Source organism: Variovorax sp. GW531-E2 (assembly GCF_059423125.1).
Window position 1 is genome coordinate 1 of sequence record NZ_JBWKXQ010000069.1, and the last position, 24,308, is coordinate 24,308.

Here is a 24,308-nt window from a genome sequence, read left to right on the forward strand (position 1 = left end):
CCCCCAAGCCCACGCCCCACACCCGCAGCGCCTACCGGGCGTTTCGCAGCATCCCGACGCGCTGGGCCGACAACGACATGTACGGCCACGTCAACAACGTCGTCTACTACAGCTGGTTCGACACCGCGGTGAACGCGCTGCTCATCGAGCGCGGCGCGCTCGACATCCACGGCGGCCAGACCATCGGCTTCGTGGTCGAGACGCAGTGCAACTACTTCGCGCCGGTGGCCTTCCCGCAGACGGTGGAGGCCGGCATCCGCGTGGCGCAGGCGGGCCGCTCGAGCGTGCGCTACGAGATCGCGCTGTTCGCCGAGGGTGCCGATACCGCGGCCGCGCAGGGGCACTTCGTGCATGTGTACGTCGACCGCGCGACGCAGCGGCCGGTGCCGCTGCCCGAGGCGCTGCAGCAGGTGGTCGATTCGCTGCGCGCCTGAGCGCCCGCCCATGAAAAACGGCGCCCGCAGGCGCCGTTCGTGAGAGGGGCCGCAGCCCCGCTTACATCGTCTTCTTCATGGCCTTGATGTCGGCCTTGCCCTGGGCTTCATCAGCCTTGGCCTGCTTCACGCAAGCGTCCTTGGCCGCGCCATTCTGGTCGTCGCACTTTTCCTTCGCGACTTCATAGGTGGCCTTCACCTTCTCTTCGGCCACCTTGCGGGCATGGCTGTCGCTCGGCTGGTACTGCTGCTCCAGCTCGGCCTTGGCCACTTCTTCCTTGCCCTTGGCTTCCTTCTGGCAGACGTCCTTGGCGTTGTCCTTCATCGTGTCGCACTGGGCCTTGGCGACCTTGTAGTCGGCCTCGACCTTTTCCTTGGCGACCTTGTATTCGTCCTTGGTCATCGCGCCGGCCTGGCCGGCGACGAAGAAGGTGGAGGCGAGGGCGAGCATGACGAGGTGTTGTTTTTTCATGGTGTGTGTCCTTTGCGGTGAATGACAGGGAAAGAGAAGAGAAGAGAAGGGAAGGGCGCAGGGCGCTTGCTTCTTTCTCAGTTCTTCTCGAACCAGAGCGCGTCCGGCGAGCGGCCGTCGCGCGATTCCCAGTCCTTCACCTGCTTCTCGGCCTCGTCGCGGCTGATGCCGTGGCGTTCCTGGATGCGGCCCAGCAGCTGGTCGCGCTTGCCGGCGATGACGTCGAAGTCGTCGTCGGTCAGCTTGCCCCACTGCTCCTTGATCTTGCCCTTGAGCTGCTTCCAGTTGCCTTCGATGGTGTCCTTGTTCATGCGAATCTCCTTGAGAAAGAGTGATGACCCGGCGGAACATGCCGCCGCCGTGCAATCAATGTCGCGTGGGTGATTCCCCCTGCCGGTAGGACGTGCAGGCCGGCCCTCGTAGGCACAGGCCGACGCAGGCCGTGATAATGGAACGGACGCCGACGACAGAGACCCGAGACACCGCGCACCGCACCATGATCATTCACAGCCTGCTCGACACCGACCTCTACAAGTTCACGATGATGCAGGTGGTCCTGCACCACTTTCCGGGGGCGCGGGTCGAGTACCGCTTCAAGTGCCGCAACCCGGGCGTCAACCTCGCGCAGTTCGCGGGACAGATCCGCGACGAGATCCGCAGCCTGTGCTCGCTGCAGTTCCGCGACGCCGAACTCGCCTACCTGCGCTCGATGCGCTTCATCAAGAGCGACTTCGTCGACTTCCTGGGCCTGTTCAGGCTCAACGAGAAGTACATCAACGTCATCCCCCAGCCCTCGGGCGAACTCGAGATCCGCATCAAGGGGCCGTGGCTGCACACCATCCTGTTCGAGATCCCGGTGCTGGCCATCGTGAACGAGGTCTACTTTCGCAACACGCAGAAGAACCCCGACTTCGAGGAAGGCCGCCGCCGCCTCGACCTCAAGATCAGCCAGCTGCAGGAAGCCGGCCTGGGCGACCTCAAGATCGCCGACTACGGCACGCGCCGCCGCTTCTCGAAGGACTGGCACGAGGAAGTGCTGCGCACGCTGACCCAGCGGCTCGGCGCCGTGGCCTCGCCGCCGGCCAAGTCGCCCGCGGGCGAGCGGCTGCCGCAACTGGCGGGCACCAGCAACGTGCTGTACGCCATGAAGCTCGGGCTCATTCCGCTGGGCACCATGGCGCACGAGTACCTGCAGGCCTGCCAGGCGCTGGGTCCGCGGCTGCGCGACAGCCAGATCTTCGGCTTCGAGAGCTGGGCCCGCGAATACCGCGGCGACCTGGGCATCGCGCTGTCCGACGTGTACGGCATGAGCGCCTTCCTGCGCGACTTCGACCTGTACTTCTGCAAGCTCTTCGACGGCGCCCGCCACGACAGCGGCGACCCGTTCCAGTGGGGCGAGCGCATGCTGGCGCACTACCACGCGAACCGGGTCGATCCGCTCACCAAGACGCTGATCTTCAGCGACGGCCTCACGGTGCCGCGCACCATCGAGCTGTACCAGCAGTTCCGCGGGCGCTGCCTGCTGGCCTTCGGCATCGGCACCAACCTCACCAACGACCTGGGCTACGAGCCGCTGCAGATCGTCATCAAGATGATCCAGTGCAACGACCAGCCGGTGGCCAAGCTGTCGGACACGCCGTCCAAGAACATGTGCGAGGACGAGAAATACCTGGCCTACCTGCGCCAGGTGTTCGAGATCGAACAACCCCCCGTTTGAAGGCTGTACTGACCTGTCTGGTACGGTACAGCCCCCATGAAGAAAACGATCCGACTGACGGCAGCCGCGGCGCTGCCGATGCTCTTTCCCGCCCTGGCCTTCGCCGCCGATTTCGACGGTGCCGCGCTCTCGCCGCTGTGGGGCGTGCCGTTCGCCGGCATCCTGCTGTCCATCGCGCTCTTGCCGCTGGCCACGCCTTCGTTCTGGCACCACCACTACGGCAAGATTTCCGCCGCCTGGGCGCTGGCCTTCCTGCTGCCCTTTGCCGCGACCTACGGCGCGGGGCTGGCAGGCGTGCAGCTGGTGCATGCGCTGGTGGCCGAGTACATCCCGTTCATCATCCTGCTCACGGCGCTCTTCACCGTGGCGGGGGGCATCCACATCCGCGGCAACCTGCACGGCACGCCCGGGCTCAACACGGCGATCCTGGCCATCGGCGCGGTGCTCGCGAGCTTCATGGGGACCACGGGCGCCTCGATGCTGCTGATCCGGCCGTTGATCCGGGCCAACGACAACCGGCAGCGCAAGGTGCACGTGATCGTGTTCTTCATCTTCATCGTGTCGAACGCGGGCGGCTCGCTCACGCCGCTGGGCGACCCGCCGCTGTTCCTCGGCTTCCTCAAGGGCGTGGGCTTCTTCTGGACCGCGCAGCACATCCTGCCCGAGACGATCTTCATCCTGGCCGTGCTGCTGGCGCTGTTCTATGCCATCGACCGCCACTTCTACCGCAAGGACGGCGTGCTGCCCGTCGACCCGACGCCCGACAGCCCGCGCCTGGGCTTCGACGGCGCGGCCAACTTCTGGCTCTTGGGCGGCATCGTCGCGCTGGTGCTGCTGAGCGGGTTCTGGAAATCGCCCGTGGTGTTCGACGTGTTCGGCACCGAGGTCGGCCTGCCGGGCCTGGTGCGCGACGTAGGACTGGCGCTGATCGCCATCGTCTCGTACAAGCTCACGGCGCCCAAGGTGCACGCCGACAACCAGTTCGAGTGGGGCCCGATGGCCGAGGTGGCCAAGCTCTTCGCCGGCATCTTCCTGACCATCATCCCGGTGATCGCCATGCTCAAGGCCGGCACGCAGGGCCCGTTCGGCGCCATCGTGGCGGCCGTGACGCGCGCCGACGGCCAGCCCGACCCGGCCATGTACTTCTGGGCCACCGGCATCCTGAGCTCGTTCCTGGACAACGCGCCGACCTACCTCGTGTTCTTCAACACGGCGGGCGGCGACCCGGCGGCGCTCATGACCACCTACGCCAGCACGCTGGCCGCCATCTCGGCGGGCGCCGTGTTCATGGGTGCCAACACCTACATCGGCAACGCGCCGAACCTGATGGTCAAGGCCATCGCCGAAAGCCGCGGCGTGCGCATGCCCAGCTTCTTCGGCTACATGGCGTGGTCGGGCGCGATCCTGGTCCCGCTGTTCGTCCTGTGCACCTTCATCTTCTTCCGTTGATCCTTCCAGCCCTTCAAAGAAAGAGACACGTTCCATGAGCAGCAGCAAGCCCAAGATCCTGGTCGCGCGCGCGGTGTTCCCCGAGACCCTCGCGCGCCTGGCGCAGCATTTCGAGGTCGAGTCGAACCAGGCCGACGAGACCTGGAGCAAGGACCAGCTGATCGCGAAGCTGCAAGGCAAGCAGGGCGCCTTCACCACCGGCAGCGAGCGCATCGATGCCGCCGTGCTCGACGCCTGCCCCGAGCTGAAGATCTGCGCCAACATGGCCGTGGGCTACAACAACTTCGACGTCGACGCCATGGCCGCGCGCGGCGTGCTCGGCACCAACGCGCCCGACGTGCTGACCGAGACCACGGCCGACTTCGGCTTCGCGCTGCTCATGGCCACCGCGCGCCGAATCACCGAGAGCGAACATTTCCTGCGCGCGGGCAAGTGGGAAAAGTGGAGCTACGACATGTTCGCCGGCTCCGACATCCACGGCTCGACGCTGGGCATCATCGGCATGGGCCGCATTGGGCAGGGCATCGCCAGGCGCGGCGCGCACGGCTTCGGCATGAACGTGATCTATCACAACCGTTCGCGCCTCGACGCCACGCTCGAGGCCGAGTGCAAGGCCCGCTACGTCGGCAAGGAAGAGCTGCTCAAGACCGCCGACCACGTCGTGCTGGTCGTGCCGTACTCGCCGGCCTCGCACCACACCATCGGCGCGGCCGAGATCGCGCTCATGAAGCCGACGGCCACGCTGGTCAACATCGCGCGCGGCGGCATCGTCGACGACGCGGCACTGGCCGTGGCGCTGCGCGAGAAGCGCATCGCCGCCGCCGGCCTCGACGTGTTCGAGGGCGAGCCCAAGGTCCACCCCGACCTGCTGACCGTGCCCAACGTGGTGCTCACGCCGCACATCGCCAGCGCCACCGTGCCCACGCGCCGCGCCATGGCCGACCTGGCGGCCGACAACCTCATCGCCTGGGGCACCGGCAAGGGGCCCTTGACCCCTGTCACGCCGGTGCCGGCGGCCACGAAATAATCTGACAGCGAGAGCGACACGCCCCCCACCTTGGAACTGACGGATCTGATTCTTCTCGCACTGGCCGCATTCGCCGTGGTGCAGCTGGTGCTGGTCATCTGGCTGCTGGCCCGCCGGCCACCCCCACCTGATCACAGCGAAATGCTGGGCGTGCTCGCCGCCATGGGCCGCGCCAACGAACGCACCGAGCGCGAGCTGCGCCACGAGATCGGCGAAAGCTCGCGCGGCGCACGCCAGGAAACCGCGCAGGCCTTCGCCACCTTCCAGCAGTCGCTGGTGCAGCAGGGCGCCGAGGCCACGCGCACGCAGAACGCGCAGCTCGACGCCTTCGCGCTGCAGCTCGCGTCGCTGCAGAAGACCCTGGCCGACACGCTGAACACCCAGCTGCAGGGCCTGAGCGAATCGAACGCGCGCCGCCTTTCCGAGGTGCGCACGACCATGGAAACCCAGTTGGCCCAGCTGCAGCAGAGCAACACCGCCAAGCTCGACGAGATGCGCAAGACCGTCGACGAAAAACTGCAGAGCACGCTCGAGGCGCGCCTGGGCGAAAGCTTCAAGCAGGTAGCCGACCGGCTCGAGCAGGTGCACAAGGGCCTGGGCGAGATGCAGACGCTGGCCGTCGGCGTGGGCAGCCTGCAGCGCGTGCTGACCAACGTGAAGACGCGCGGCGTGTTCGGCGAGGTGCAGCTCGAGGCGCTGCTCGAGCAGGTGCTCACGCCCGAGCAGTACGCGCGCCAGGTCGAGACCAAGCCGCGCAGCGGCCAGCGTGTCGACTTCGCGATCCGCTTTCCGGGGCGCGGCGACGACGGCGCGCCGGTGTGGCTGCCGATCGACGCCAAGTTTCCGCGCGACGACTACGAACGCCTCATCGACGCGCACGAGCGCGCCGATGCGGCCGGCGCGGAGGCCGCGGCCAAGGCGCTCGAGACGCGCATCCGCGTCGAGGCCAAGTCGATCGCCGAGAACTACCTCGCGGCGCCGCACACCACCGACTTCGCGATCCTGTTCCTGCCGGTCGAAAGCCTCTACGCCGAGGTGCTGCGCCGCCCCGGCCTGATGGACGCCATCCAGCGCCAGCACCGCGTGACGCTGGCCGGCCCGACCACCTTGCTCGCCATGCTCAACAGCCTGCATATGGGCTTTCGCACGCTGGCGCTGGAGCGCCAGGCCTCCGAGGTCTGGAAGGTGCTGGGCGCGGTCAAGACCGAGTTCGAGCGCTACGGCGAATGGGTGGCGCGCATCAAGGAACAGGTGGCCAAGGCTTCCGACACCATCGACAAGGCCGACACGCGTGCCAAGCAAATGCGCCTGGCGCTGCGCAAGGTCGAGGCCTTGCCCGAGGCGCAGTCGCAGGCGCTGCTGCCGCCCACGGCCGACACTGACAGCGAGGGCGACGACACCCCGTGAAAGGTTCTGAACTGCTGCGCGTCATCGTGGCGCAGGTCTGTTTGCACGCCACGATGGCGGGCATGCGGCTCGCCACACCGCTGCTCGCGCTGCAGCAAGGCTACAGCGCAGCGGCCGTCGGCTTGCTGATCGCGCTGTTCGCGCTGACCCAGGTGTTTCTTGCGCTGCCGGCTGGGCGTTTTGCCGACCGGCACGGGCTCAAGCGGCCGCTGTGGCTGTCGGTGATCGCGGCCTCGGGCGGGGCAGGGCTGGCGCTGATTTTTCCGGTGTTCCCGGTCATGTGCATCGCCGCGTTGCTGACCGGCGGCGCCACCGGCGCGACCGTCATCGCGCTGCAGCGGCACGTGGGCCGCTCGGCCACCGACCCGACGCAGCTCAAGCGCGTGTTCAGCTGGCTGGCCATCGCGCCGGCGGCGGCGAACTTCGTCGGGCCCTTCCTGGCCGGGATGCTGATCGACCACGCCGGCCGTGCGCCGGCCGACCTGCTGGCCTTTCGCATCTGCTTCGCCGTGATGGCCTTTTTGCCGCTGCTGTGCTGGCTGCTGGCGCGCGGCGCGCACGAGCCGCCGCGGGTGGCGCCGGTGCCGGGCGCCGCGCCCACGCGGGCCTGGGACCTGCTGCGCGAGCCGATGTTCCGCCGCCTGCTGTTCGTGAACTGGCTGCAGTCGTCGAGCTGGGACGTGCACGCCTTCGTGCTGCCGGTGCTGGGCCACGACCGGGGCATCAGCGCCTCGGTGATCGGCTCCATCCTCGGCGCCTTCGCGATCGCCGCGGCAGTCATCCGCATCGTGTTGCCGCTGATCGCGTCGCGTGCGTCGGAGCGCAGCGTGATCCTGAGCTCGACCGTCGTCACGGCGGCCGTGTTCGCCATCTACCCGCTGCTGAATTCGCCGTGGACCATGGGCATCTGCTCCGTGGTGCTGGGCTTCGCGCTCGGCGCGGTGCAGCCGATGGTGATGAGCATGCTGCACCAGATCACGCCGCATGCCCGGCACGGCGAGGCGCTGGGGCTGCGGCTGATGACCATCAACGCGTCGAGCGTCGCGATGCCGATGCTGTTCGGCTCGCTCGGTGCGCTGATCGGCATTGCCGGCGTGTTCTGGGTGGTGGGCGGTGTGCTCGCGCTGGGCGCGAAAGCGACCTGGGGCTTGAAGCTCTGACGTGCGCGGGGAGGGCGCCTGACGGCGGTTTGAATCCCACGTTGCAAATAACAGTAATTCTCATTTGATTGACAGAATACTGACTCAAAGTCAGTATCGACGCCTTCTTTCTTCCTGACCCGAAGGCGTCCATGGACTCCCATTCCCCGTCGGCCGTGGCCGACCCGCGCCGCCCCCTGGCCCTGGTGGCGGCGGTCTACCTTGGCAGCTTCATCGCCACGCTCGACGTGAGCATCGTCAACGTGGCGCTGCCCACGCTGCAGCGCGCGCTCGCCACCGACCTGGCCGGGCTGCAGTGGGTGATCGACATCTATGCGTTGTGCCTGTCGGCCTTCATGCTGTCGGCCGGCCCGATCGGCGACCGCTACGGCCGCAAGCGCGCCTGGCTGGCCGGCGTGGTGGTCTTCACCGTGGGCTCGGCGATGTGCGCGATGGCGTCGGGGCTGCCGATGCTGCTGGCGGGCCGCGCGGTGCAGGGCGTGGCGGGGGCGCTGATGATTCCGGGCGCGCTGTCGCTGCTGGCGCACGCCTTCCCCGAGCCGGCCAGCCGCGCGCGGGTGATCGGCGGCTGGTCGTCGTTCACGGCGCTGTCGCTGATCCTCGGGCCGATGCTCGGCGGGCTGCTGGTGGACCACGCGGGCTGGCAGAGCATCTTCCTCATCAACCTGCCGATCGGCGTGCTGACTGTGGCGCTGGGCATGTGGGGCCTGCGCGAGTCTTCGCATCCCGAGCATGCGGCGCTCGACCCGGCGGGGCAGGTGCTCAGCGTGCTCTGGCTGGGTGCGCTGACCTACGGGCTCATTGCCGCGGGCGAACACGGCTGGGGCTCGCGCCACGCGGTGGTCGCGCTCGTCGCGGCGGCTGTCGGGCTGGCGCTGTTCCTGGCCGTGGAGGCGCGCGTGGAACGGCCGCTGCTGCCGCTCGCGCTGTTCCGCGACGCGCGCTTTTCGGTCACCAACTTCGCTTCGTTCGTTCTGGGCTTTTCGACCTACGCCAGCCTGTTCTTCTTCTCGCTGTTCCTGCAGCAGGTGCAGGGCTGGTCGGCCAGCGAGACCGGCTGGCGGCTGGTGCCGCAGTTCGTGGCGACCGGCCTCGTGGCCTCGCAGTTCGGCCGGCTGGCGCGCCGCTTCGAGGTGCACACGTTGATGGTCGCGGGCTACGGGCTGATCGGCGTGGCGATGCTGCTGCTGACGCTGTTCTCGGCCGACACGCCGTACCTGCCGCTGGCGCTGCTCTTCGTTGCGCTGGGGGCGGGTGCGGGCCTGGCCGTGCCGGCCACGAGCACGGCGGTGATGGCCTCGGTGCCCGCGCAGCGCTCGGGCATGGCCTCGGCCACCATGAACGCGCTGCGCCAGGGCGGCATGCTGATCGGCATCGCGCTGCTCGGCACGCTGATGCGCACGCGCGCCACCGCGCTGATGACAGAGTCGCTCGCGCGTGCCGGCGTGGCCGATGCACCGCAGGCGGCCGTGGCGGCGGTGTCCCGCCAAGACCTCGGCGCGCTGGCCGTGCTCGACGCCGGTGTGGCGCAGCGGCTCCTGAGCGATGCGCTCGCGGGCGGCTTCCACGTCGCGATGGCCTGTGCCGGCGTGGCCGGCCTGGTGGCGGCGGGGCTGCTGCTGCGCGTCAGGCCGCGGGCCGCCGCGCTCGCCGCCGCCACGCGCGCCTGAGCCGTCCGTCATGCCCGCCGTCCGCATTCCCTTCCTGCGCCGCAGTGCCCGGCGCCTTCCGGTTGTCTACAAGGAGTCTTTCATGATCCGTCACGAACTCAGTCAATGGCCGCTGGTCATCAGCGTGTCCGCAGGCCTGCAGACGCTGGAAAGCCTGCAGGCCTTCACCGAAGACTGGAACCGCTGGCTCGACCGCGGCGAGCCCTTTGTCTCGCTGCGCGTGTTCGCGGACGCCGACGCCCTGGTGCATCCCGAGGGCAGCGCCCAGAGTGCGAAGCAGTGGCTGCAGGCGCGCGGCGCCGACATCCGCCGCCATATGATGGGCATGGCGAGCGTGGTGCCCGCCGACCAGTTCGAGAAGATCAGCAAGATGAACGTCGAAAAACTCTTCGGCATTCCCGCCAGCACCTTCGCCCGCACCGACGAGGCCCTGGCCTGGCTGCGCGAGCGCGTGCTGGCCCCGCGCGGCCTGCGTCTCGATGCTGCGGCCGTGCACGCCGCCATCGACACGGCACGCGCCGGTGCCATGGCCGGTTCTTGACCATGACAAGCAGCAGCCCCGACGACGCTCCCGCCACCGCTGCGCGCCGTCGCACCAAGGCGCCGCAGACCCGCGCCGTCGCGTTGATGGACGCCGCCGAGCAGCTGTTCATCGCCAAGGGCATCCCCGCCACCAGCATCGACGACATCGCCGCCGGTGCGCAGGTGGCCAAGGGCACCTTCTACCTGTACTTTCCGTCGAAGGAGGCGCTGCTCGGCGCGCTGCAGCAACGCTTCGTCGACACCTTCTGCGCCCGCCTGCAGGAGGCGATGGACCGCCACGCGCCGGGCAAGTACCGCGCGCGGCTCAAGGCCTGGGTGGAAGCGGGGCTGGAGACCTACCTGGACAACGTCGCGCTGCACGACGTGGTGTTCCACGAGTACCGGCCCGAGGACCGGCGCATGCGCAACGACAACGTCGTCATCACGCAGCTCGTGACCCTGCTGAAACAGGGCGACGCCGCGGGCGTGTGGGAGGTCGAGGACGCGACGCTGACGGCCGTGATCCTCTTCAATGCGCTGCACGGCGTGGCCGACGATGCCGTGGCCATGGGGCCGCACGCGAACCCCGTGGCCGACCGCCGCCGCCGCGCCCGCGCGCTCACGCGCTTCTTCGAGCAGGCCCTGCGGCCCGACGACAGCGACGACGCCTGAGCGGGGCGGTCAGAGTTTGTAGAAGCGCTTGATGGCGTCCCACGCGTCTTCCGGCGCGTCGACGTATTCGAAGAGCTTCACGTCGCCGGGCGAGATCACGCCTTCGTCGACCAGGAAGTCGAAGTCGATCAGCTTCTTCCAGTAGTCCGAGCCGAAGAGCACGATCGGCACCGGCTTCGACTTCTTGGTCTGCACCAGCGTGATCACCTCGAACAGCTCGTCGAGCGTGCCGAAGCCGCCCGGGAACGCCACCAGCGCTTTCGCACGCATCATGAAATGCATCTTGCGGATCGCGAAGTAGTGGAACTTGAAGCTCAGCGCCGGCGTGACGTAGGGGTTGGCTTCTTCTTCCATCGGCAGCGCGATCGCCAGGCCGACCGAGAGGCCGCCGGCTTCGTGCGCGCCGCGGTTGGCCGCCTGCATGATGCCCGGGCCGCCGCCGGTGCACACGAAGAGCTTGTCCTGCGGTTCCTTCTTCTCGCTGTACTGCGCGACCAGCTTGCCGAAGGTGCGTGCCTTCTCGTAGTAGTGCGAGTTGCGCGAGAGCCGGCGCCAGCGCTCGGCCAGGGCCGTGTCGCCGGCCGCCTCGGCCTGCGCGACCAGCGCGGCGGCTTCGTCTTCGCTGCGGAAACGCGCGCTGCCGAAGACCACCACCGTGTTCTCGATGCCATGGGCGCGCTGCTCGAGGTCGGGCTTCATCAGCTCGAGCTGCATGCGGATGCCGCGCGTTTCGCGGCGCAGCAGGAACTCGGGGTCGGCGAAGGCCAGGCGCGAGGGATCGGGATCGAGGGGCAGGCCCCGGTCGGAATGGGACTGCAGCGTGGCCCAGGCATCGGCCAGGCGCTTGTCGTGAATGTTGTGCGTGTTGTTCATGAAACGGTCGTCGAACGGAATTGGCTTGGCATTGTGCGCCGATGCAACCCGCGTGCCCGCCAACGAAAAAGGCTCCTTGCGGAGCCTTCGTCGTGGTGGTGGTCAGCCGGGTGCAGACGCGCTCAGACGCGCTTGCGGTATTCGCCGGTGCGGGTGTCGATTTCGATCTTGTCGCCTTGCGACACGAACAGCGGCACGCCGACTTCGAAGCCGGTGGCGATCTTGGCGGGCTTCATGACCTTGCCCGAGGTGTCGCCCTTGACGGCCGGCTCGGTCCAGGTGATTTCGCGCTCGACGCTGGTCGGCAGTTCGACCGAGATGGCCTTGCCGTCGTAGAACACCACTTCGACGGCCATGCCGTCTTCGAGGTAGTTCAGGGCGTCGCCCATGTTCTCGGCTTCGACTTCGTACTGGTTGTACTCGGCGTCCATGCAGACGTACATCGGGTCGGCGAAGTAGGAGTAGGTGCACTCCTTCTTGTCCAGCACGATCTGGTCGATCTTGTCGTCGGCCTTGAAGACCACTTCGGTGTTGAAGTTGGCGATCAGGCTCTTCATCTTCATGCGCACGGTGGCGCTGTTGCGGCCGCCGCGGCTGTATTCGGTCTTGAGGACGACCATTGGGTCCTTGCCGTGCATGATGACGTTGCCGGCGCGGATTTCTTGAGCGATTTTCATATCAGGTTCTCTGGATGTTGGCCGCTCGGTGCGCGGGGCCCTCGGCGCTGCATGCCGTCGTATCTGGCCCCGCCGTACATGTCCCGCGGCAGGTTTGGCGAAAGGCCTCCCCGACCGTGGCGGCCAGGGCTGAATTCCGCAAAGCCCGCTATTTTAGCTTTTTCCGGCGACCAGCTGCCGCAACTGGGCCAGCAGATCGTCCTGCGCGAGCAGCCTGCCGCGCGCCGCACGGGCGGTGTCGCGCCAGGCGTCCAGCGGGCCGGGCGGGGGCAGGGGCGCGTCGCCGAAGCCGTTCCAGGCGTGGTGAAAAAGCCGCAGCTCCGGCGGGGCGCCGAGCCAGTCGAGCCAGGCGTTGAGCTTGACGTGGTGCGCGTCGTCGTCCTGTGGGTAGATCTGCCAGACCAGCGGCGCGCCGGCCCAGAGGGCGCGCACCAGCGAGTCTTCGCCGCGCACGAAGTTGAGGTCGCAGGCCCACAGCAGGTGGTCGAAATCCGCCTGGCTGAGGTAGGGGAGGTATGAAATTGATAGCGAACCCCGGCCGCCCGGTGGGCGATCGGGCGCGTCGGTGTTCGCAAGGCAGGCCTGCACCGCATGGGCGGCCCGGCCCGCGGTGACCAGCAGCCGCGTGGGCACGGGGTCGGCGGCCAGCTGGGCGAGCAGTGCGGCCAGCGCGGGCGGCTCATAACAGAAGAGCGACACCAGGCGCTCGCCTTCCTGCCAGGGAATCTGCTGCGCCTGCAGCCAGCGGGCGCGGTCGAAGCGCGCCTGGCGCGCCATCAGGTCGGGCTCGCGCAGCAGGCCGCCGGTCGCGGGCGTGAAGCCCGGGTAGAAGAAACGTTTCGTCAGCCCGGCGCCTGGGCCCTTGAACACGGGTGAGGGCAGCCGGTGCAGTTTCTCGACATAGGGCTCGGCCGACAGGTACTCGAGGTTGATCCAGGCTTGCGCAGGGCTCGGGGCCTGTGCGAAACGCGCGATGAGCTCGGGCTCCGGGTCGCAGCCGAAGGCCTCGACCAACACGTCAGGCACAGGGTCGGCGACGGCACGGCGCACAGCTTCGGCGTCGGACCAGTCGATCACCTGCACGCCGTCGCAGCCGGCCGGCGCCATCCAGTTCAGCGCCGTCGGATCGTCGACCCACAGCCGCGCGCGCTCGCCCGCCGCCGCGAGCTGGCAGGCCAGGCGCCAGCAGACGCCCAGGTCGCCGTGGTTGTCGATGACCTTGCAGAAGATGTCCCATTGCATGCGCGTGCCCATGGCCGCGAGTGTGCCTGTCTTCGCGGTCGCTCAGGCGCGGGCGAAAACGTGGCCCGCTTGCTATGCTGCCCCTCGCCACAACAACCATCGGAGAGAGCCAGACCATGAGGATGCAGACCCGTCGCCGTTCGTCGTTTTCTTCTTCGCCCTTGACCGCCGCCCGACGCGGCGTGCTCGCGCTCTCGCTGGCCCTGGCCGGCATCGCCGGCGCCCAGGCCCAGACCGCGCCGCTCACTGCGCAGCAGCAGCGCTTTCGCGAGATCTACAAGGAACTGATCGAGATCAACACCACCCACTCGGTGGGCGACAACACGGTCGCGGCGCGGGCCATGGAAAAACGGCTGGTCGACGCGGGCTTCGCGCCCGGCGACATCCAGATCTTCGAGCCCTTCCCGAAGAAGGGGAACCTGGTGCTGCGCTTCAAGGGCGACGGCAGCAAGAAGCCGCTGCTGCTGCTGGCCCACATCGACGTGGTCGAGGCCCGCCGCGAAGACTGGAAGACAGACCCCTTCAAGCTGCAGGAAACCGGCGGCTACTTCACGGCGCGCGGCGCCATCGACGACAAGGCCATGGCCGCGGCGCTGGTCTCCGTGCTCGGGCAGCTCAAGCAGGAAGGCTTCAAGCCCAAGCGCGACATCATCCTGGCGCTCACCGCCGACGAGGAGCGCGGCGACGCGCTCAGCAACGGCGCCTTCTGGCTCATCAACAACAAGCCCGAGCTGCTGCAGGCCGAGTTCGGCATCAACGAAGGCGGCGGCGGCGAGCTGCGCGGCGGCAAGCCGAACCTGCACCGCATGCAGGTGGCCGAGAAGATGTACACCACCTACATGCTCGAGGCGCGCGACGTCGGCGGCCACAGCTCGGTGCCCACCAAGACCAACCCGATCTACGCGCTCTCGGCCGGCCTGGAGCGCCTGGGCAACTACGCCTTCCCGATCAAGCTCGCGGACGTCACCAAGACCTACTTCGCGCGCAGCGCCCCGTTTGCCACCGGCCAGCTGGCCGACGACATGCGCGCCATCGGCAGCGGCAACCCCGACGCCGGCGTGCTCGAGCGCATGACGGCCAACCCGGCCTACAACGCGCAGCTGCGCACCACCTGCGTGGCGACGATGGTGCAGGCCGGCCATGCCGAGAACGCGCTGCCGCAATCGGCCAAGGCCACGGTCAACTGCCGCATCCTGCCGCACGACGATCCCGAGGAGGTCGAGCGCCTGCTGACCCAGGCCGTGGGCAACGACAAGATCGTGGTGCGCAACATGGGCAAGCCGCTGCGCAGCCCGGCCTCGCCGCTGAACGGCGAGCTCGTGAAGACGGTCGAGACGCTCACGCAGCAGATGTGGCCCGGCGTGCCCGTTGTGCCCGCCATGAGCACCGGCGCCACCGACAGCCGCTTCTTGCGCAATGCCGGCATCCCGATGTACGGCGTGACCGGCATGTTCCTGGAGCCGGCCGATGCGCGCGCGCACGGGCTGGACGAGCGCATCGAGATCCAGCGCCTGTACGACGGGCGCGAGTTCCTGTACCGGCTGGTGTCGGAAGTCGCTAAGTAAATCAACAGGTGATCAGGCAAGGGGGCTGGCGCAGCGAAGGCGGCGCCAGCCCCGTTGTCGTTCAGGGCGTGAAGGTGTCGCCCAGCACGATGCCTTCGCGGCGCGGGTCTGCGCCGCCGGTCAGCGCGGGCTTGCCGCCGACGTTCGTGCGGATGATGGTGCTCACGCCGCTGGACTGCGCCCCGAGGTTCACCGTGTGGCCGAGCGCGCGGAGGCCGGCAATCAGCGGATCGTTGTTGCCCGAGTTGGAGGTGTCGATGGCCGGGTGCTCGCCGCCCACGTTGGTGAGGCTGTAGGTGGCGCCGGGGGGCGTCGGTGGTGGGGTGTTGGTGGCACCGAAGTCGACCAGTGATGTGGCTTGTTGCGCGTCGAGTCCCCAGTCGAGCGCGCCAACCAGTGTCTTCACCACGTACTGGATGATTGTGCCGCCGCCCGGCGAGCCGGTGCCCATCACGAACTCGCCCATGCTGCCGTCGGCGTTCTTCTTGAACACCAGCGTTGGCGCCATCGTGCTGCGCGGGCGCTTGCCGGGGGCCACGCGGTTGGCGAACTTCACGTTCGGCGTCACCGAGGTGTCGATCGGGTTGAGGGCGAAGTCGGTCAGCTGGTTGTTCAGCAGGAAGCCCTGCGTCATGTGGAACGAGCCCATGCTGCCTTCCACCGTCGTGGTCATCACGACCACGTTGCCTTGCTTGTCGACGACGGTGAAGTGCGTGGTGCCATGCTCTTCGGTCTTGTCGATGCCCAGCGGCACATCGCCCCGGTCGCCAGCCTTGGCGAGATTCATGCTCTTCGTCAGGCTGATGAGGCTGGCGCGGCCCTGCAGGTAGGACTTGTCGATCAGCATGGCGGGGCTGCCGCCGGGCAGTGGCACGAAGTCGGTGTCCGCCACGTACTTGTCGCGGTCGGCATACGCCAGCCGCTCGGCCTCGCTCACCAGGTGCACGCCCATCACGCTCGGCTTGCCGCCTTCGAGGTCGATGGCGGTCGGTTTGTGGTCACTCAGCGTGAAGTTCTCGAGGATGCCGAGCGTCGCCACCACCGCGATGCCGCCCGAGGACGGTGGTGACATGCTGCAGATGTAGTACTCGCGGTAGGTGCTGCAGACCGGGTCGCGGCGCTTGGCCTTGTAGGTGGCCAGGTCGGCCAGCGTGGTCTTGCCGGGGGTGATGGCCGAGCCGTCGCTTGCCGCCGTGGTGACGCCGATCTTGTCGACGATGCTCTTGGCGATCTCGCCCGTGTAGAAGGCGTTGGCGCCCTGTGTGGCGATGGTGTTCAGCGTCTTGGCGTATGCCGGGTTCGTGAGCTGGGTGCCCAGCGCCTTCGGCGTGCCGTCGGCGTTGAAGAAATAGGCCGTGGCGTCGGCGTCGCGCTTCAGGCTCGACGCGGAACCCGCGATGGCAGTTGCCATGCGGCCGCCGATCAGGAAGCCGTCGGACGCCAGCGTGATGCCATAGCCGAACAGGTCTTTCCAGGGCAGCTTGCCGTGGTCTTGATAAGCGATGTCGAGCATGCGCACGGCGCCGGGCGTGCCGATGGAGCGGCCGCTCGCTCGGGCGCCGCCGGGCTTGGGTGCGGTCTGGTCGTTCGTGTCGTCGATCCAGCGCAGGTAGTTCTCGGTGGCCGCGGCAGGCGCCGTCTCGCGACCGTCATAGGCCTGCACCTTCTTCGTCGCCGCGTCGTAGTGGAGCATGAAGGCACCGCCGCCCAGGCCGCTCGATTGCGGTTCGACCAGACCGAGCACGGCCTGCACCGCCACCGCCGCATCGACCGCGCTGCCGCCGGCCTTGAGCACGTCGCAGCCGGCGCGCGTGGCCAGCGGGTGGTTCGCGACCACCATGTAGTTCTTGGCGTACACCAGCTTGTGGCCGGGCACGTAGCCCGACGCCGGCTCCGGCGCGGCCGGATCGCCCGGGTCGCCCGAGCCGACGACCACCGAGGTGCCGCTGCTCGGGATCTGGCAGCCGTTGTCGGCGGCGGGCGGTGCCGTGGGGGTGGGCTGGTTGGCCGCGTTGATCGCAGCGATGGCCGCGACCAGTGCGGCGTTGTTCTGCGCGTTGTTGTTGCTGTTACCGCCGCAGCCGGCCACGGCCAGGGAAAGCGCGAGGGGCGTCAGGGCCCACCACGCGCGCGTGGAATTCTTGTTCATGGAGAGTGCTTCCCGAGTGGTGTTATTCGAAGGACAACGGGCGCTCCTCGCGCCCACGTCCATGATGAGCACATTTCATTCCCGTGCGTGTCGCGTTCGTGCCGGGGGCGCCGCAGGGCCCCGCGCCGCGCGCCACAATAGCCGCCATGTCCGACGTGCATTCCGATCAATTGCTCAGCGAAGTCGCGGCCCTGCCGCAGTTGCCGGGTGTCTACCGCTATTTCGACGCGGCCGGCGCCGTGCTGTATGTGGGCAAGGCGCGCAACCTCAAGAAGCGGGTTGCCAACTACTTCCAGAAGAGCCACGGGGGCACCCGCATCGGCCACATGATCTCGAAGATCGTGCGCATGGAGACCACCGTGGTGCGCTCCGAGGCCGAGGCGCTGCTGCTCGAGAACAACCTGATCAAGACGCTCAAGCCGCGCTACAACATCCTGTTTCGCGACGACAAGAGCTATCCCTACCTGAAGATCGCCTCGCACGGGTTTCCGCGGCTGGCCTACTACCGCGGCGCGGTCGACAAGAAGCACCGCTACTTCGGGCCGTACCCGAGCGCCTGGGCGGTGAAGGAATCGATCCAGCTGCTGCAGAAGGTGTTCCGCCTGCGCACCTGCGAGGACACGGTCTACGCCAACCGCACGCGGCCCTGCCTGCTGTACCAGATCAAGCGCTGCAGCGGCCCCTGCGTGGGCCTCATTTCGCCCGAGGCCTACGCGCAGGACGTGGCCAGCGCCGAGGCCTTCCTGCTCGGCGACACGCAGGGCGTGCTCTCCACGCTGGAGCAGCGCATGACGGCGCACGCCGAGAAGCTCGAGTTCGAGCAGGCGGCCGAGCTGCGCAACCAGATGTCGGCGATCTCGCGCGTGCTGCATCAGCAGTCGATCGAGGTGGTGTCCGACAAGGACGTCGACATCCTCGCGGTCAAGGTGCAGGGCGGCAAGGCCTGCGTCAACCTCGCGATGGTGCGCGGCGGGCGCCACCTGGGCGACCGCGCGTACTTTCCGGTGCACGTGGACGACGCGGCGCAGATCCATCACGGCGAGCTCGACGCAGAAGAGGGCGCCGACCCGGTGGTCGCCGACCCGATCGAGGTGCAGGTGCTCGAAGCCTTCATCGCCCAGCACTACATCGACGTGCCGGTGCCCGCCACGCTGGTGCTGGGCCGGCAGGTGAGCCGGGCGCTCATCGAGGCCATTTCGCAGCAGGCCGGCGCGCGCGTCACGGCCGTGTTCCAGCCGCACGAACAGCGCCGCCACTGGCTCGAGATGGCCGAGACGAATGCCGGCCTGCAGCTGGCGCGGCTGCTGGCCGAAGAGGGCTCGCAGCAGGCGCGCACCCGCGCGCTGGCCGATGCGCTCGAGCTCGCGTCGGACGACCTGGAGAACTTCCGCGTCGAGTGCTTCGACATCTCGCACACGGCGGGCGAGGCCACGCAGGCCTCGTGCGTGGTGTTCGCGCACCATACGATGCAGAACCGCGAGTACCGCCGCTACAACATCGACGGCATCACGCCCGGCGACGACTACGCCGCCATGCGCCAGGTGCTGCACCGCCGCTACGGCAAGCTGGCCGAGGCGATGGCGGCCGAGACCGAGGCCCTGGCCCCGGGCGACGCGGAAAGCGAAGGGGCCGAGGGCGTCGAGGCGCCGCCGCCCAGGACGCCGGCCGCGCGCATGCCCGACCTGGTGCTGGTCGACGGCGGCAAGGGCCAGGTGTCGATGGCGCGCGAGGTGTTCAGCGAGCTCGGCCTGCCGCTGTCGCTGATCGTCGGCGTCGAGAAGGGCGAAGGCCGCAAGGTCGGGCTCGAGGAACTGGTGTTCGCCGACGGCCGCGAGAAGGTCTACCTCGGCAAGGATTCGGCGGCCCTGATGCTGGTGGCGCAGATTCGCGACGAGGCGCACCGCTTCGCCATCACCGGCATGCGCGCCAAGCGCGCCAAGGTGCGCGTGGGCGGCAGCCAGCTCGAAGACATTCCGGGCATCGGCCCGAAGCGCCGGGCGCGTCTGCTGCAGCGTTTCGGTGGCATCCGCGGCGTGGCGGCGGCGAGCGTCGAAGACCTCGCCTCGGTCGAAGGTATTGCCACCGAACTGGCCGAGGAAATCTATCGCGCGCTGCGTTGAAGCCGGGATTGCCCCCGTCCTTCCGGCGCTTCACGCGTGCATGACACAATCGCCCGCATGTTCTGGACCCTACCGACCATCATGACCTGGACGCGCATCGTCGCGATTCCGTTGATCGTCGGCGTTTTCTACCTGCCGATCAGCGAACCGACGCGCAACCTGATCGCCACGGTCATGTTCATCGTGTTCGCCGCCACCGACTGGCTCGACGGCTACCTGGCGCGCAAGCTCAACCAGACCTCTTCCTTCGGCGCCTTCCTCGATCCGGTGGCCGACAAGTTTCTCGTCTGCGCCGCGTTGCTGGTGCTGGTGCATCTGCAGCGCGCCGACGTGTTCGTGGCGCTCATCATCATCGGCCGCGAGATCGCCATCTCGGCGCTGCGCGAATGGATGGCGCGCATCGGCGCCGGCAAGAGCGTGGCGGTCCACATGATCGGCAAGGTCAAGACGACCGTGCAGATGGTCGCGATTCCCTTCCTGCTCTATGACGGGCACCTCTTCAAGGTGATCGACACCGGCCTCTGGGGCCAGTGGCTGATCTGGATCTCGGCGGTGCTCACTGTCTGGTCGATGGTCTATTACCTGCAAAAGGCCATTCCCGAGATCCGGGCCCACTCCAAATGACCGCGGCCGTCTCGGTCCGCAACGCAGGCTGGCTGCGGGCGATGCCGGCGGTTTTCGTGCTGATCTGGAGCACGGGTTTCATCGTTGCGCGCTATGGCATGCCCTACGCGCCACCCCTCAAGTTCCTTGCCGTGCGCTATGCGCTGTCGCTCGCCTGCTTCGGCGTGTGGGTCGTGCTCGCGCGCGTGGCGTGGCCAGCGAAGCGCGCGCAATGGGGGCATCTCGCGGTCACGGGCATGTTGATGCAGGCCGGCTACCTCGGTGGTGTCTGGGCGGCCGTGCATGCGGGCATGGGCGCGGGGCTTGTCGCGCTGTTGGTCGGCATCCAGCCGGTGCTCACGGCGGTGTGGCTGTCTTTCAACGGTGGGCGCATTTCGGGACGGCAATGGACCGGGCTGGCCCTGGGTTTCGCCGGGCTGGTCTTGGTGGTGTCGCGCAAGCTGGGGCAGGGCGCCGAGGTCAACGCGCTGACGATGGGGCTGGCCGTGATGGCGCTGCTGTCGATCACGGCGGGCACGCTGTACCAGAAGCGCTTCGTCGCGCCTTGCGACGTGCGCAGCGCCAGCGCGGTGCAGATGGCCGCCGCGCTGCTCGTGACCCTGCCTTTCGCCGCGCTCGAGGCGCAGGCCATCGAATGGAACACGCATTCGATCGGCGCGATGGCGTGGTCGGTGCTGGCGCTGTCGCTGGGCGGCAGCTCGCTGCTCTATATGTTGATCCAGCGCGGCACGGCCACCGCCGTCACCAGCCTGCTGTACCTCGTGCCGCCGTGCACGGCGCTGATGGCCTGGCTGCTGTTCGCCGAACCGATCACCTGGACCACGGTGCTGGGCATCGGGCTGACGGCCGTCGGCGTGAGCCTCGTGGTGCGCGCCGAGCGCTGACGGCACTTTCTTTTTCTTTCAGCGCCCGGCCGGCTTGGCCGGCTTCCAGGGCTCCGAACGGAACTGCTCGACGAGGTGATCGACCAGCAGGCGCACACGGCGCGGCGTCTTCGGCCGCCACGGCGCGACCCAGTGGATGTCGGCGTCGGGCATGCTGTACAGCGGCAGCACGCGCACCAGTTCGCCGCTTGCGAGCTGCGGTGCGATGTCCCAGAGGCTGCGCAGCATGACGCCGTGGCCCGCGAGGCACCAGTCGCGCACCATCTCTCCTGAATTGCTCGTGAGCGGACCTTGCACCCGCACGCGCGCCGTGTTGCCGTCGCGCGCGTGGCGCAGCGTCCAGAGCGCGAACTGGCGCGATTGGGCGGCGTCGCCGTTCTCGCGCGCGATCAGGCAGTCGTGCGTGGCCAGCGCTTCCATCGTGGCCGGTGTGCCGCGGCGCGCCAGGTAGTCGGGCGAGGCGGCCAGCACGCGCTGGTTGCGCGCGATGCGGCGCGTGGTCCAGTCGGCGGCGCGGTGCTGCTGCACCGCCCACAGCCAGACGGCGCCGTCGTAGCCTTCGGCGCCCAGGTCGGGCAACTGCTCGGTCAGCAGCAGCTCGACCTGCAGGCCGGGGTGCTGCGCTTGGAAGTCCGCGAGTGCCGGGCCGAGCCAGTGCCGGCCGAAGCCGAAGGTGGCCGCGAGGCGGACCGTGCCGATCAGCGCGTTCTGCCGTTCGCCGAGTTCGCTTTCGAGCGCCGCGAAGCCTTCGAGCAGCGTGCGCGCATGCAGGCACACGGCCTCGCCTTCGGCCGTGACGCTGAGCCGGCGCGTCGTGCGGTCGAACAGCCGCTGCCCGAGCCGGGCCTCCAGCGCGCCGAGCCGCTTGGTGATGACCGAGGGCACCACGTCGAGCGTGGCGGCCGCGCCGGCCAAGCTGCCCTGGTCGCGGATGGCCAGCACCAGTTCGAGATCGCCGCGTTCCATCGCGTGGGGATTCATGCCAAATTGGAAAGTATGAATTGGCTGATTGTTGCTTGATGGCCGCCAGGGGGCAACGCACAATCGCGGCGTGACGGCTTCCTTCCTCGACTTCCCCTGCTTCGACATCGTCCGCGATGGCGTGCGCATCCACGGTCGCATCGGCGGGCAGGGCGCCCCCTTGCTGCTGTTGCACGGCCATCCGCAGACACATGCGATCTGGCACCGCGTGGCCCCCGCGCTGGCCGAGCGCTTCACGGTGATCGCCGTGGACCTGCGCGGCTACGGTGACTCGGGCCGCCCGGCGGCCGATGCCGAACACGCGGTCTACAGCAAGCGGGAGATGGCGCTCGACGCGCTGGCCGCCATGCGCCACCACGGCTTCGAACGCTTCGCCGTGCTCGCGCACGACCGCGGCGCGCGTGTGGCGCACCGGCTCGCGACCGACCATCCCGGCGATGTCGAGCGCATGCTGCTGCTCGACATCGCCCCGACGCTGGCCATGTACGAACACACCTCCGAAGCGTTTGCCAAGGCTTATTGGCACTGGTTCTTCCTGATCCAGCCGCCGCCGCTGCCCGAGGCGCTGATCGCGTCCGACCCGGTGCGTTACATCCGCAGCGTGATGGGCGGGCGGCACGCGGGGCTCGCGCCTTTCGCGCCCGAGGTGCTGGCCGAATACGAACGCTGCATCGCCATCCCGGGCACAGCTGAATCCATCTGCGAGGACTACCGCGCCTCCGCCACCATCGACCTCTTGCACGACCGCGCTGACATCGCCGCCGGCCGTCGCTTCGCGCAGCCGCTGCGCGTGCTGTGGGGCGAGCACGGGGCGGTGGGGCGCGCGTTCGATGTGCTCTCGCTGTGGCGCGAACGGGCCGACGACGTGTCGGGCCGCGCGCTGCCCTGCGGCCACTACATCCCCGAAGAGGCGCCCGACGCCTTGCTGGCCGAGGCGCTGAATTTTTTCGTTTTCCCCGAACACCCAGGAGCCACTTCATGAGCACCCACAGAATCGCAGTCATCGCCGGCGACGGCATCGGCAAGGAAGTCATGCCCGAGGGGCTGCGCGTGCTCGATGCGGCGGCGCGCAAATTCGGCATCGACCTGAAGTTCGACCACTTCGACTTCTCGAGCTGGGACTATTACGAGAAGCACGGCCAGATGCTGCCCGACAACTGGAAGGACCAGATCGGCGGCCACGACGCCATCTTCTTCGGCGCGGTCGGCTGGCCCGAGAAGATTCCCGACCACGTGTCGCTGTGGGGCTCGCTGCTCATGTTCCGCCGCGAGTTCGACCAGTACATCAACCTGCGCCCCGCGCGCCTGATGCCCGGCATCATCGCGCCCGTGGTGCGCCGCGACGGTTCGCCGCGCGAACCCGGCGAGATCGACATGTACATCGTGCGCGAGAACACCGAGGGCGAGTACTCGAGCATCGGCGGGCGCATGTACCAGGGCACGCCGCGCGAGATCGTGGTGCAGGAAACCGTGATGTCGCGCGTGGGCGTCGACCGCGTGCTGAAGTTCGCCTTCGAACTCGCGCAGTCGCGGCCGAAGAAGCACCTGACCAGCGCCACCAAGTCGAACGGCATCTCGATCACCATGCCGTACTGGGACGAGCGCGTGGTGGAAATGGCCAAGGGCTACCCGGGCATCACGCTGGACAAGTTCCACATCGACATCCTCACGGCGCACTTCGTGCAGCGGCCCGACTTCTTCGACGTGGTGGTGGCGAGCAACCTGTTCGGCGACATCCTGTCCGACCTCGGCCCGGCCTGCACCGGCACCATCGGCATCGCGCCCAGCGCCAACCTCAACCCCGAGCGCACCACGCCCTCGCTGTTCGAGCCGGTGCACGGCTCGGCGCCGGACATAGCCGGCCAGGGCATCGCCAACCCGATCGGCCAGATCTGGTGCGGCGCGATGATGCTGGAGTTTCTCGGCCACAAGGACGCGCACGACGCGATCCTGGCGACCATCGAGAAGGTGCTCGCGCCCCAAAGCGGCGCACCGCGCACGCCGGACATCGGCGGTCGGGCGGGCACGGCCGACCTCGGAAAGGCAATTGCCGAGGCCCTTTGAAAAGTACGTCGCGAAACGCCCCTAAAATCGCGCGCTCCGCTGGGCTGCAGTGCGTTGTGTCTTATTGACACCCCGCAGACCAGTGGTTGTAATCCTCGCTGGCAGTGCGCTGCCGAGGCGTCAGGCCTGCCATGTTCTTGAGTCGCTCCCGTCGCGGCCAGGTCGCAGCTGACGAAAGCCGACCAACTTTTTTTCGACAAGGGGCCCTTGTGAACAAGACCGAACTGATTGAGCACATCGCAAAGAACGCCGATATTTCCAAAGCCGCAGCGACCCGTGCGCTCGAATCCACCATTGGCGCCATTCGTACCACGCTCAAGAAGGGCGGTTCCGTGTCGCTCGTCGGTTTCGGCACTTTCGCAGTCGGCAAACGCGCAGCCCGCACCGGCCGAAATCCCCGCACCGGCGACGCGATTAAAATCAAGGCAGCCAAGATCCCGAAGTTCCGTCCCGGCAAGGCGCTCAAAGACGCGCTGAACTGAGGCTGTAGACTCGGAGAGTATTCCAGGTGGGGTGCTTAGCTCAGTTGGTAGAGCGGCGCCCTTACAAGGCGTAGGTCGGGGGTTCGAGCCCCTCAGCACCCACCACCACCCGATGCA

General features: G+C 68.1%; 23 protein-coding genes and 1 tRNA gene. 17 read left to right on the forward strand and 7 right to left on the reverse strand.

Annotation, left to right across the window (positions count from 1 at the left end; all coding sequences use genetic code 11):
• Positions 1 to 434 (forward strand): acyl-CoA thioesterase (locus tag AC07XP_RS27675; RefSeq protein ID WP_495266474.1); only part of this gene is annotated, 434 nt, incomplete at its 5' end.
• Positions 435 to 495: 61 nt separating this feature from the next.
• Here the strand turns inward: AC07XP_RS27675 and AC07XP_RS27680 are convergent.
• Entirely contained in the window at positions 496 to 906 is a 411-nt protein-coding gene (locus tag AC07XP_RS27680; RefSeq protein ID WP_159277576.1) for a hypothetical protein, read from the reverse strand.
• 77 nt (positions 907 to 983) lie between these two features.
• Positions 984 to 1,217, reverse strand: coding sequence for a CsbD family protein (locus tag AC07XP_RS27685; protein ID WP_095950977.1), 234 nt, complete (start codon positions 1,215 to 1,217; stop codon positions 984 to 986).
• A gap of 185 nt (positions 1,218 to 1,402) precedes the next feature.
• Between AC07XP_RS27685 and pncB the strand changes: the two genes are divergently transcribed.
• The 8 genes from pncB (at position 1,403) to AC07XP_RS27725 (ending at position 10,530) form a co-directional block, all read left to right on the forward strand.
• The gene (gene pncB / locus AC07XP_RS27690) at positions 1,403 to 2,623 is read left to right on the forward strand and encodes a nicotinate phosphoribosyltransferase (protein WP_070059637.1); all 1,221 of its coding nucleotides are present in this window, start codon (positions 1,403 to 1,405) and stop codon (positions 2,621 to 2,623) included.
• 36 nt (positions 2,624 to 2,659) lie between these two features.
• On the forward strand, positions 2,660 to 4,072 hold the full coding sequence (locus AC07XP_RS27695) for a sodium:proton antiporter (RefSeq protein WP_495266475.1): 1,413 nt from the start codon (positions 2,660 to 2,662) through the stop codon (positions 4,070 to 4,072).
• Between the two features lie 34 nt (positions 4,073 to 4,106).
• Positions 4,107 to 5,099 (forward strand): 2-hydroxyacid dehydrogenase, encoded by a 993-nt coding sequence (locus AC07XP_RS27700; RefSeq protein WP_307694231.1) that lies wholly within the window; start codon positions 4,107 to 4,109, stop codon positions 5,097 to 5,099.
• Between the two features lie 36 nt (positions 5,100 to 5,135).
• Positions 5,136 to 6,506, forward strand: coding sequence for a DNA recombination protein RmuC (locus tag AC07XP_RS27705; RefSeq protein WP_487849344.1), 1,371 nt, complete (start codon positions 5,136 to 5,138; stop codon positions 6,504 to 6,506).
• Positions 6,503 to 7,666: an MFS transporter gene (locus AC07XP_RS27710; protein WP_070059634.1), complete on the forward strand. Its 1,164-nt coding sequence runs from the start codon at positions 6,503 to 6,505 to the stop codon at positions 7,664 to 7,666. Before AC07XP_RS27705 ends, AC07XP_RS27710 begins: the two co-directional genes overlap by 4 nt.
• Positions 7,667 to 7,797: 131 nt before the next feature.
• Entirely contained in the window at positions 7,798 to 9,336 is a 1,539-nt protein-coding gene (locus tag AC07XP_RS27715; RefSeq protein ID WP_495266476.1) for an MFS transporter, read from the forward strand.
• An 82-nt stretch (positions 9,337 to 9,418) separates the two neighbouring features.
• Positions 9,419 to 9,877 carry a hypothetical protein gene (locus AC07XP_RS27720; protein ID WP_095950973.1) on the forward strand — a complete coding sequence of 153 codons (459 nt, stop codon included), beginning with the start codon at positions 9,419 to 9,421 and terminating at the stop codon, positions 9,875 to 9,877.
• Between the two features lie 2 nt (positions 9,878 to 9,879).
• A complete protein-coding gene (locus AC07XP_RS27725; protein WP_354347215.1) occupies positions 9,880 to 10,530 on the forward strand; it encodes a TetR/AcrR family transcriptional regulator in 651 nt (216 codons plus the stop codon).
• Between the two features lie 9 nt (positions 10,531 to 10,539).
• Here AC07XP_RS27725 and AC07XP_RS27730 read toward each other — a convergent pair whose 3' ends face one another.
• From AC07XP_RS27730 to earP, 3 genes are all read right to left on the reverse strand, one after another.
• Entirely contained in the window at positions 10,540 to 11,403 is an 864-nt protein-coding gene (locus AC07XP_RS27730; RefSeq protein WP_070059745.1) for an LOG family protein, read from the reverse strand.
• 122 nt (positions 11,404 to 11,525) lie between these two features.
• Complete coding sequence (gene efp / locus AC07XP_RS27735; RefSeq protein ID WP_062479082.1) at positions 11,526 to 12,080, reverse strand: elongation factor P; 555 nt, start codon at positions 12,078 to 12,080, stop codon at positions 11,526 to 11,528.
• Between the two features lie 153 nt (positions 12,081 to 12,233).
• Positions 12,234 to 13,334 (reverse strand): elongation factor P maturation arginine rhamnosyltransferase EarP, encoded by a 1,101-nt coding sequence (earP, locus tag AC07XP_RS27740; RefSeq protein WP_495266477.1) that lies wholly within the window; start codon positions 13,332 to 13,334, stop codon positions 12,234 to 12,236.
• A 104-nt stretch (positions 13,335 to 13,438) separates the two neighbouring features.
• On the opposite strand from earP, the gene AC07XP_RS27745 reads away from it, so the two are divergent.
• Positions 13,439 to 14,887, forward strand: a complete 1,449-nt coding sequence (locus AC07XP_RS27745; RefSeq protein ID WP_495266478.1) for a M20/M25/M40 family metallo-hydrolase — start codon at positions 13,439 to 13,441, stop codon at positions 14,885 to 14,887.
• A gap of 61 nt (positions 14,888 to 14,948) precedes the next feature.
• On the opposite strand, the gene ggt is transcribed toward AC07XP_RS27745, so the two are convergent.
• Positions 14,949 to 17,036 (reverse strand): gamma-glutamyltransferase, encoded by a 2,088-nt coding sequence (gene ggt, locus AC07XP_RS27750; protein ID WP_495266479.1) that lies wholly within the window; start codon positions 17,034 to 17,036, stop codon positions 14,949 to 14,951.
• Between the two features lie 146 nt (positions 17,037 to 17,182).
• On the opposite strand from ggt, the gene uvrC reads away from it, so the two are divergent.
• From uvrC to AC07XP_RS27765, 3 genes are read left to right on the forward strand one after another with little or no spacing between them, the layout of a single operon-like run.
• Entirely contained in the window at positions 17,183 to 19,156 is a 1,974-nt protein-coding gene (gene uvrC / locus AC07XP_RS27755; protein WP_159272581.1) for an excinuclease ABC subunit UvrC, read from the forward strand.
• Between the two features lie 57 nt (positions 19,157 to 19,213).
• On the forward strand, positions 19,214 to 19,780 hold the full coding sequence (gene pgsA, locus AC07XP_RS27760; RefSeq protein WP_062479069.1) for a CDP-diacylglycerol--glycerol-3-phosphate 3-phosphatidyltransferase: 567 nt from the start codon (positions 19,214 to 19,216) through the stop codon (positions 19,778 to 19,780).
• Positions 19,777 to 20,664 carry a DMT family transporter gene (locus AC07XP_RS27765; RefSeq protein ID WP_495266480.1) on the forward strand — a complete coding sequence of 296 codons (888 nt, stop codon included), beginning with the start codon at positions 19,777 to 19,779 and terminating at the stop codon, positions 20,662 to 20,664. Before pgsA ends, AC07XP_RS27765 begins: the two co-directional genes overlap by 4 nt.
• 18 nt (positions 20,665 to 20,682) lie before the next feature.
• Here AC07XP_RS27765 and AC07XP_RS27770 read toward each other — a convergent pair whose 3' ends face one another.
• Positions 20,683 to 21,630, reverse strand: a complete 948-nt coding sequence (locus tag AC07XP_RS27770; RefSeq protein ID WP_495266481.1) for a LysR family transcriptional regulator — start codon at positions 21,628 to 21,630, stop codon at positions 20,683 to 20,685.
• Between the two features lie 85 nt (positions 21,631 to 21,715).
• On the opposite strand from AC07XP_RS27770, the gene AC07XP_RS27775 reads away from it, so the two are divergent.
• The 4 genes from AC07XP_RS27775 to AC07XP_RS27790 all read left to right on the forward strand — a co-directional run bounded on the left by AC07XP_RS27775 (position 21,716) and on the right by AC07XP_RS27790 (position 24,296).
• Positions 21,716 to 22,627: an alpha/beta fold hydrolase gene (locus tag AC07XP_RS27775; protein WP_495266482.1), complete on the forward strand. Its 912-nt coding sequence runs from the start codon at positions 21,716 to 21,718 to the stop codon at positions 22,625 to 22,627.
• A complete protein-coding gene (locus AC07XP_RS27780; RefSeq protein WP_495266483.1) occupies positions 22,624 to 23,709 on the forward strand; it encodes a tartrate dehydrogenase in 1,086 nt (361 codons plus the stop codon). Before AC07XP_RS27775 ends, AC07XP_RS27780 begins: the two co-directional genes overlap by 4 nt.
• Positions 23,710 to 23,918: 209 nt before the next feature.
• Positions 23,919 to 24,191, forward strand: coding sequence for an HU family DNA-binding protein (locus AC07XP_RS27785; protein WP_007830705.1), 273 nt, complete (start codon positions 23,919 to 23,921; stop codon positions 24,189 to 24,191).
• 29 nt (positions 24,192 to 24,220) lie between these two features.
• A tRNA-Val gene (locus tag AC07XP_RS27790) sits at positions 24,221 to 24,296 on the forward strand.
• The last annotated feature ends 12 nt before the right edge of the window (positions 24,297 to 24,308 follow it).

Bases quoted from the DNA above. Each gene is read 5' to 3' on its own strand.
- AC07XP_RS27720 (WP_095950973.1), top strand. From the start codon at position 9,419: ATGATCCGTCACGAACTCAGTCAATGGCCGCTGGTCATCAGCGTGTCC.
- AC07XP_RS27780 (WP_495266483.1), top strand. From the start codon at position 22,624: ATGAGCACCCACAGAATCGCAGTCATCGCCGGCGACGGCATCGGCAAG.
- ggt (WP_495266479.1), bottom strand. From the start codon at position 17,036: ATGAACAAGAATTCCACGCGCGCGTGGTGGGCCCTGACGCCCCTCGCG.
- pncB (WP_070059637.1), top strand. From the start codon at position 1,403: ATGATCATTCACAGCCTGCTCGACACCGACCTCTACAAGTTCACGATG.
- AC07XP_RS27730 (WP_070059745.1), bottom strand. From the start codon at position 11,403: ATGAACAACACGCACAACATTCACGACAAGCGCCTGGCCGATGCCTGG.
- earP (WP_495266477.1), bottom strand. From the start codon at position 13,334: ATGGGCACGCGCATGCAATGGGACATCTTCTGCAAGGTCATCGACAAC.
- AC07XP_RS27765 (WP_495266480.1), top strand. From the start codon at position 19,777: ATGACCGCGGCCGTCTCGGTCCGCAACGCAGGCTGGCTGCGGGCGATG.
- AC07XP_RS27700 (WP_307694231.1), top strand. From the start codon at position 4,107: ATGAGCAGCAGCAAGCCCAAGATCCTGGTCGCGCGCGCGGTGTTCCCC.
- AC07XP_RS27725 (WP_354347215.1), top strand. From the start codon at position 9,880: ATGACAAGCAGCAGCCCCGACGACGCTCCCGCCACCGCTGCGCGCCGT.
- AC07XP_RS27695 (WP_495266475.1), top strand. From the start codon at position 2,660: ATGAAGAAAACGATCCGACTGACGGCAGCCGCGGCGCTGCCGATGCTC.
- AC07XP_RS27685 (WP_095950977.1), bottom strand. From the start codon at position 1,217: ATGAACAAGGACACCATCGAAGGCAACTGGAAGCAGCTCAAGGGCAAG.
- pgsA (WP_062479069.1), top strand. From the start codon at position 19,214: ATGTTCTGGACCCTACCGACCATCATGACCTGGACGCGCATCGTCGCG.
- AC07XP_RS27770 (WP_495266481.1), bottom strand. From the start codon at position 21,630: ATGGAACGCGGCGATCTCGAACTGGTGCTGGCCATCCGCGACCAGGGC.
- AC07XP_RS27745 (WP_495266478.1), top strand. From the start codon at position 13,439: ATGAGGATGCAGACCCGTCGCCGTTCGTCGTTTTCTTCTTCGCCCTTG.
- AC07XP_RS27715 (WP_495266476.1), top strand. From the start codon at position 7,798: ATGGACTCCCATTCCCCGTCGGCCGTGGCCGACCCGCGCCGCCCCCTG.
- uvrC (WP_159272581.1), top strand. From the start codon at position 17,183: ATGTCCGACGTGCATTCCGATCAATTGCTCAGCGAAGTCGCGGCCCTG.
- efp (WP_062479082.1), bottom strand. From the start codon at position 12,080: ATGAAAATCGCTCAAGAAATCCGCGCCGGCAACGTCATCATGCACGGC.
- AC07XP_RS27680 (WP_159277576.1), bottom strand. From the start codon at position 906: ATGAAAAAACAACACCTCGTCATGCTCGCCCTCGCCTCCACCTTCTTC.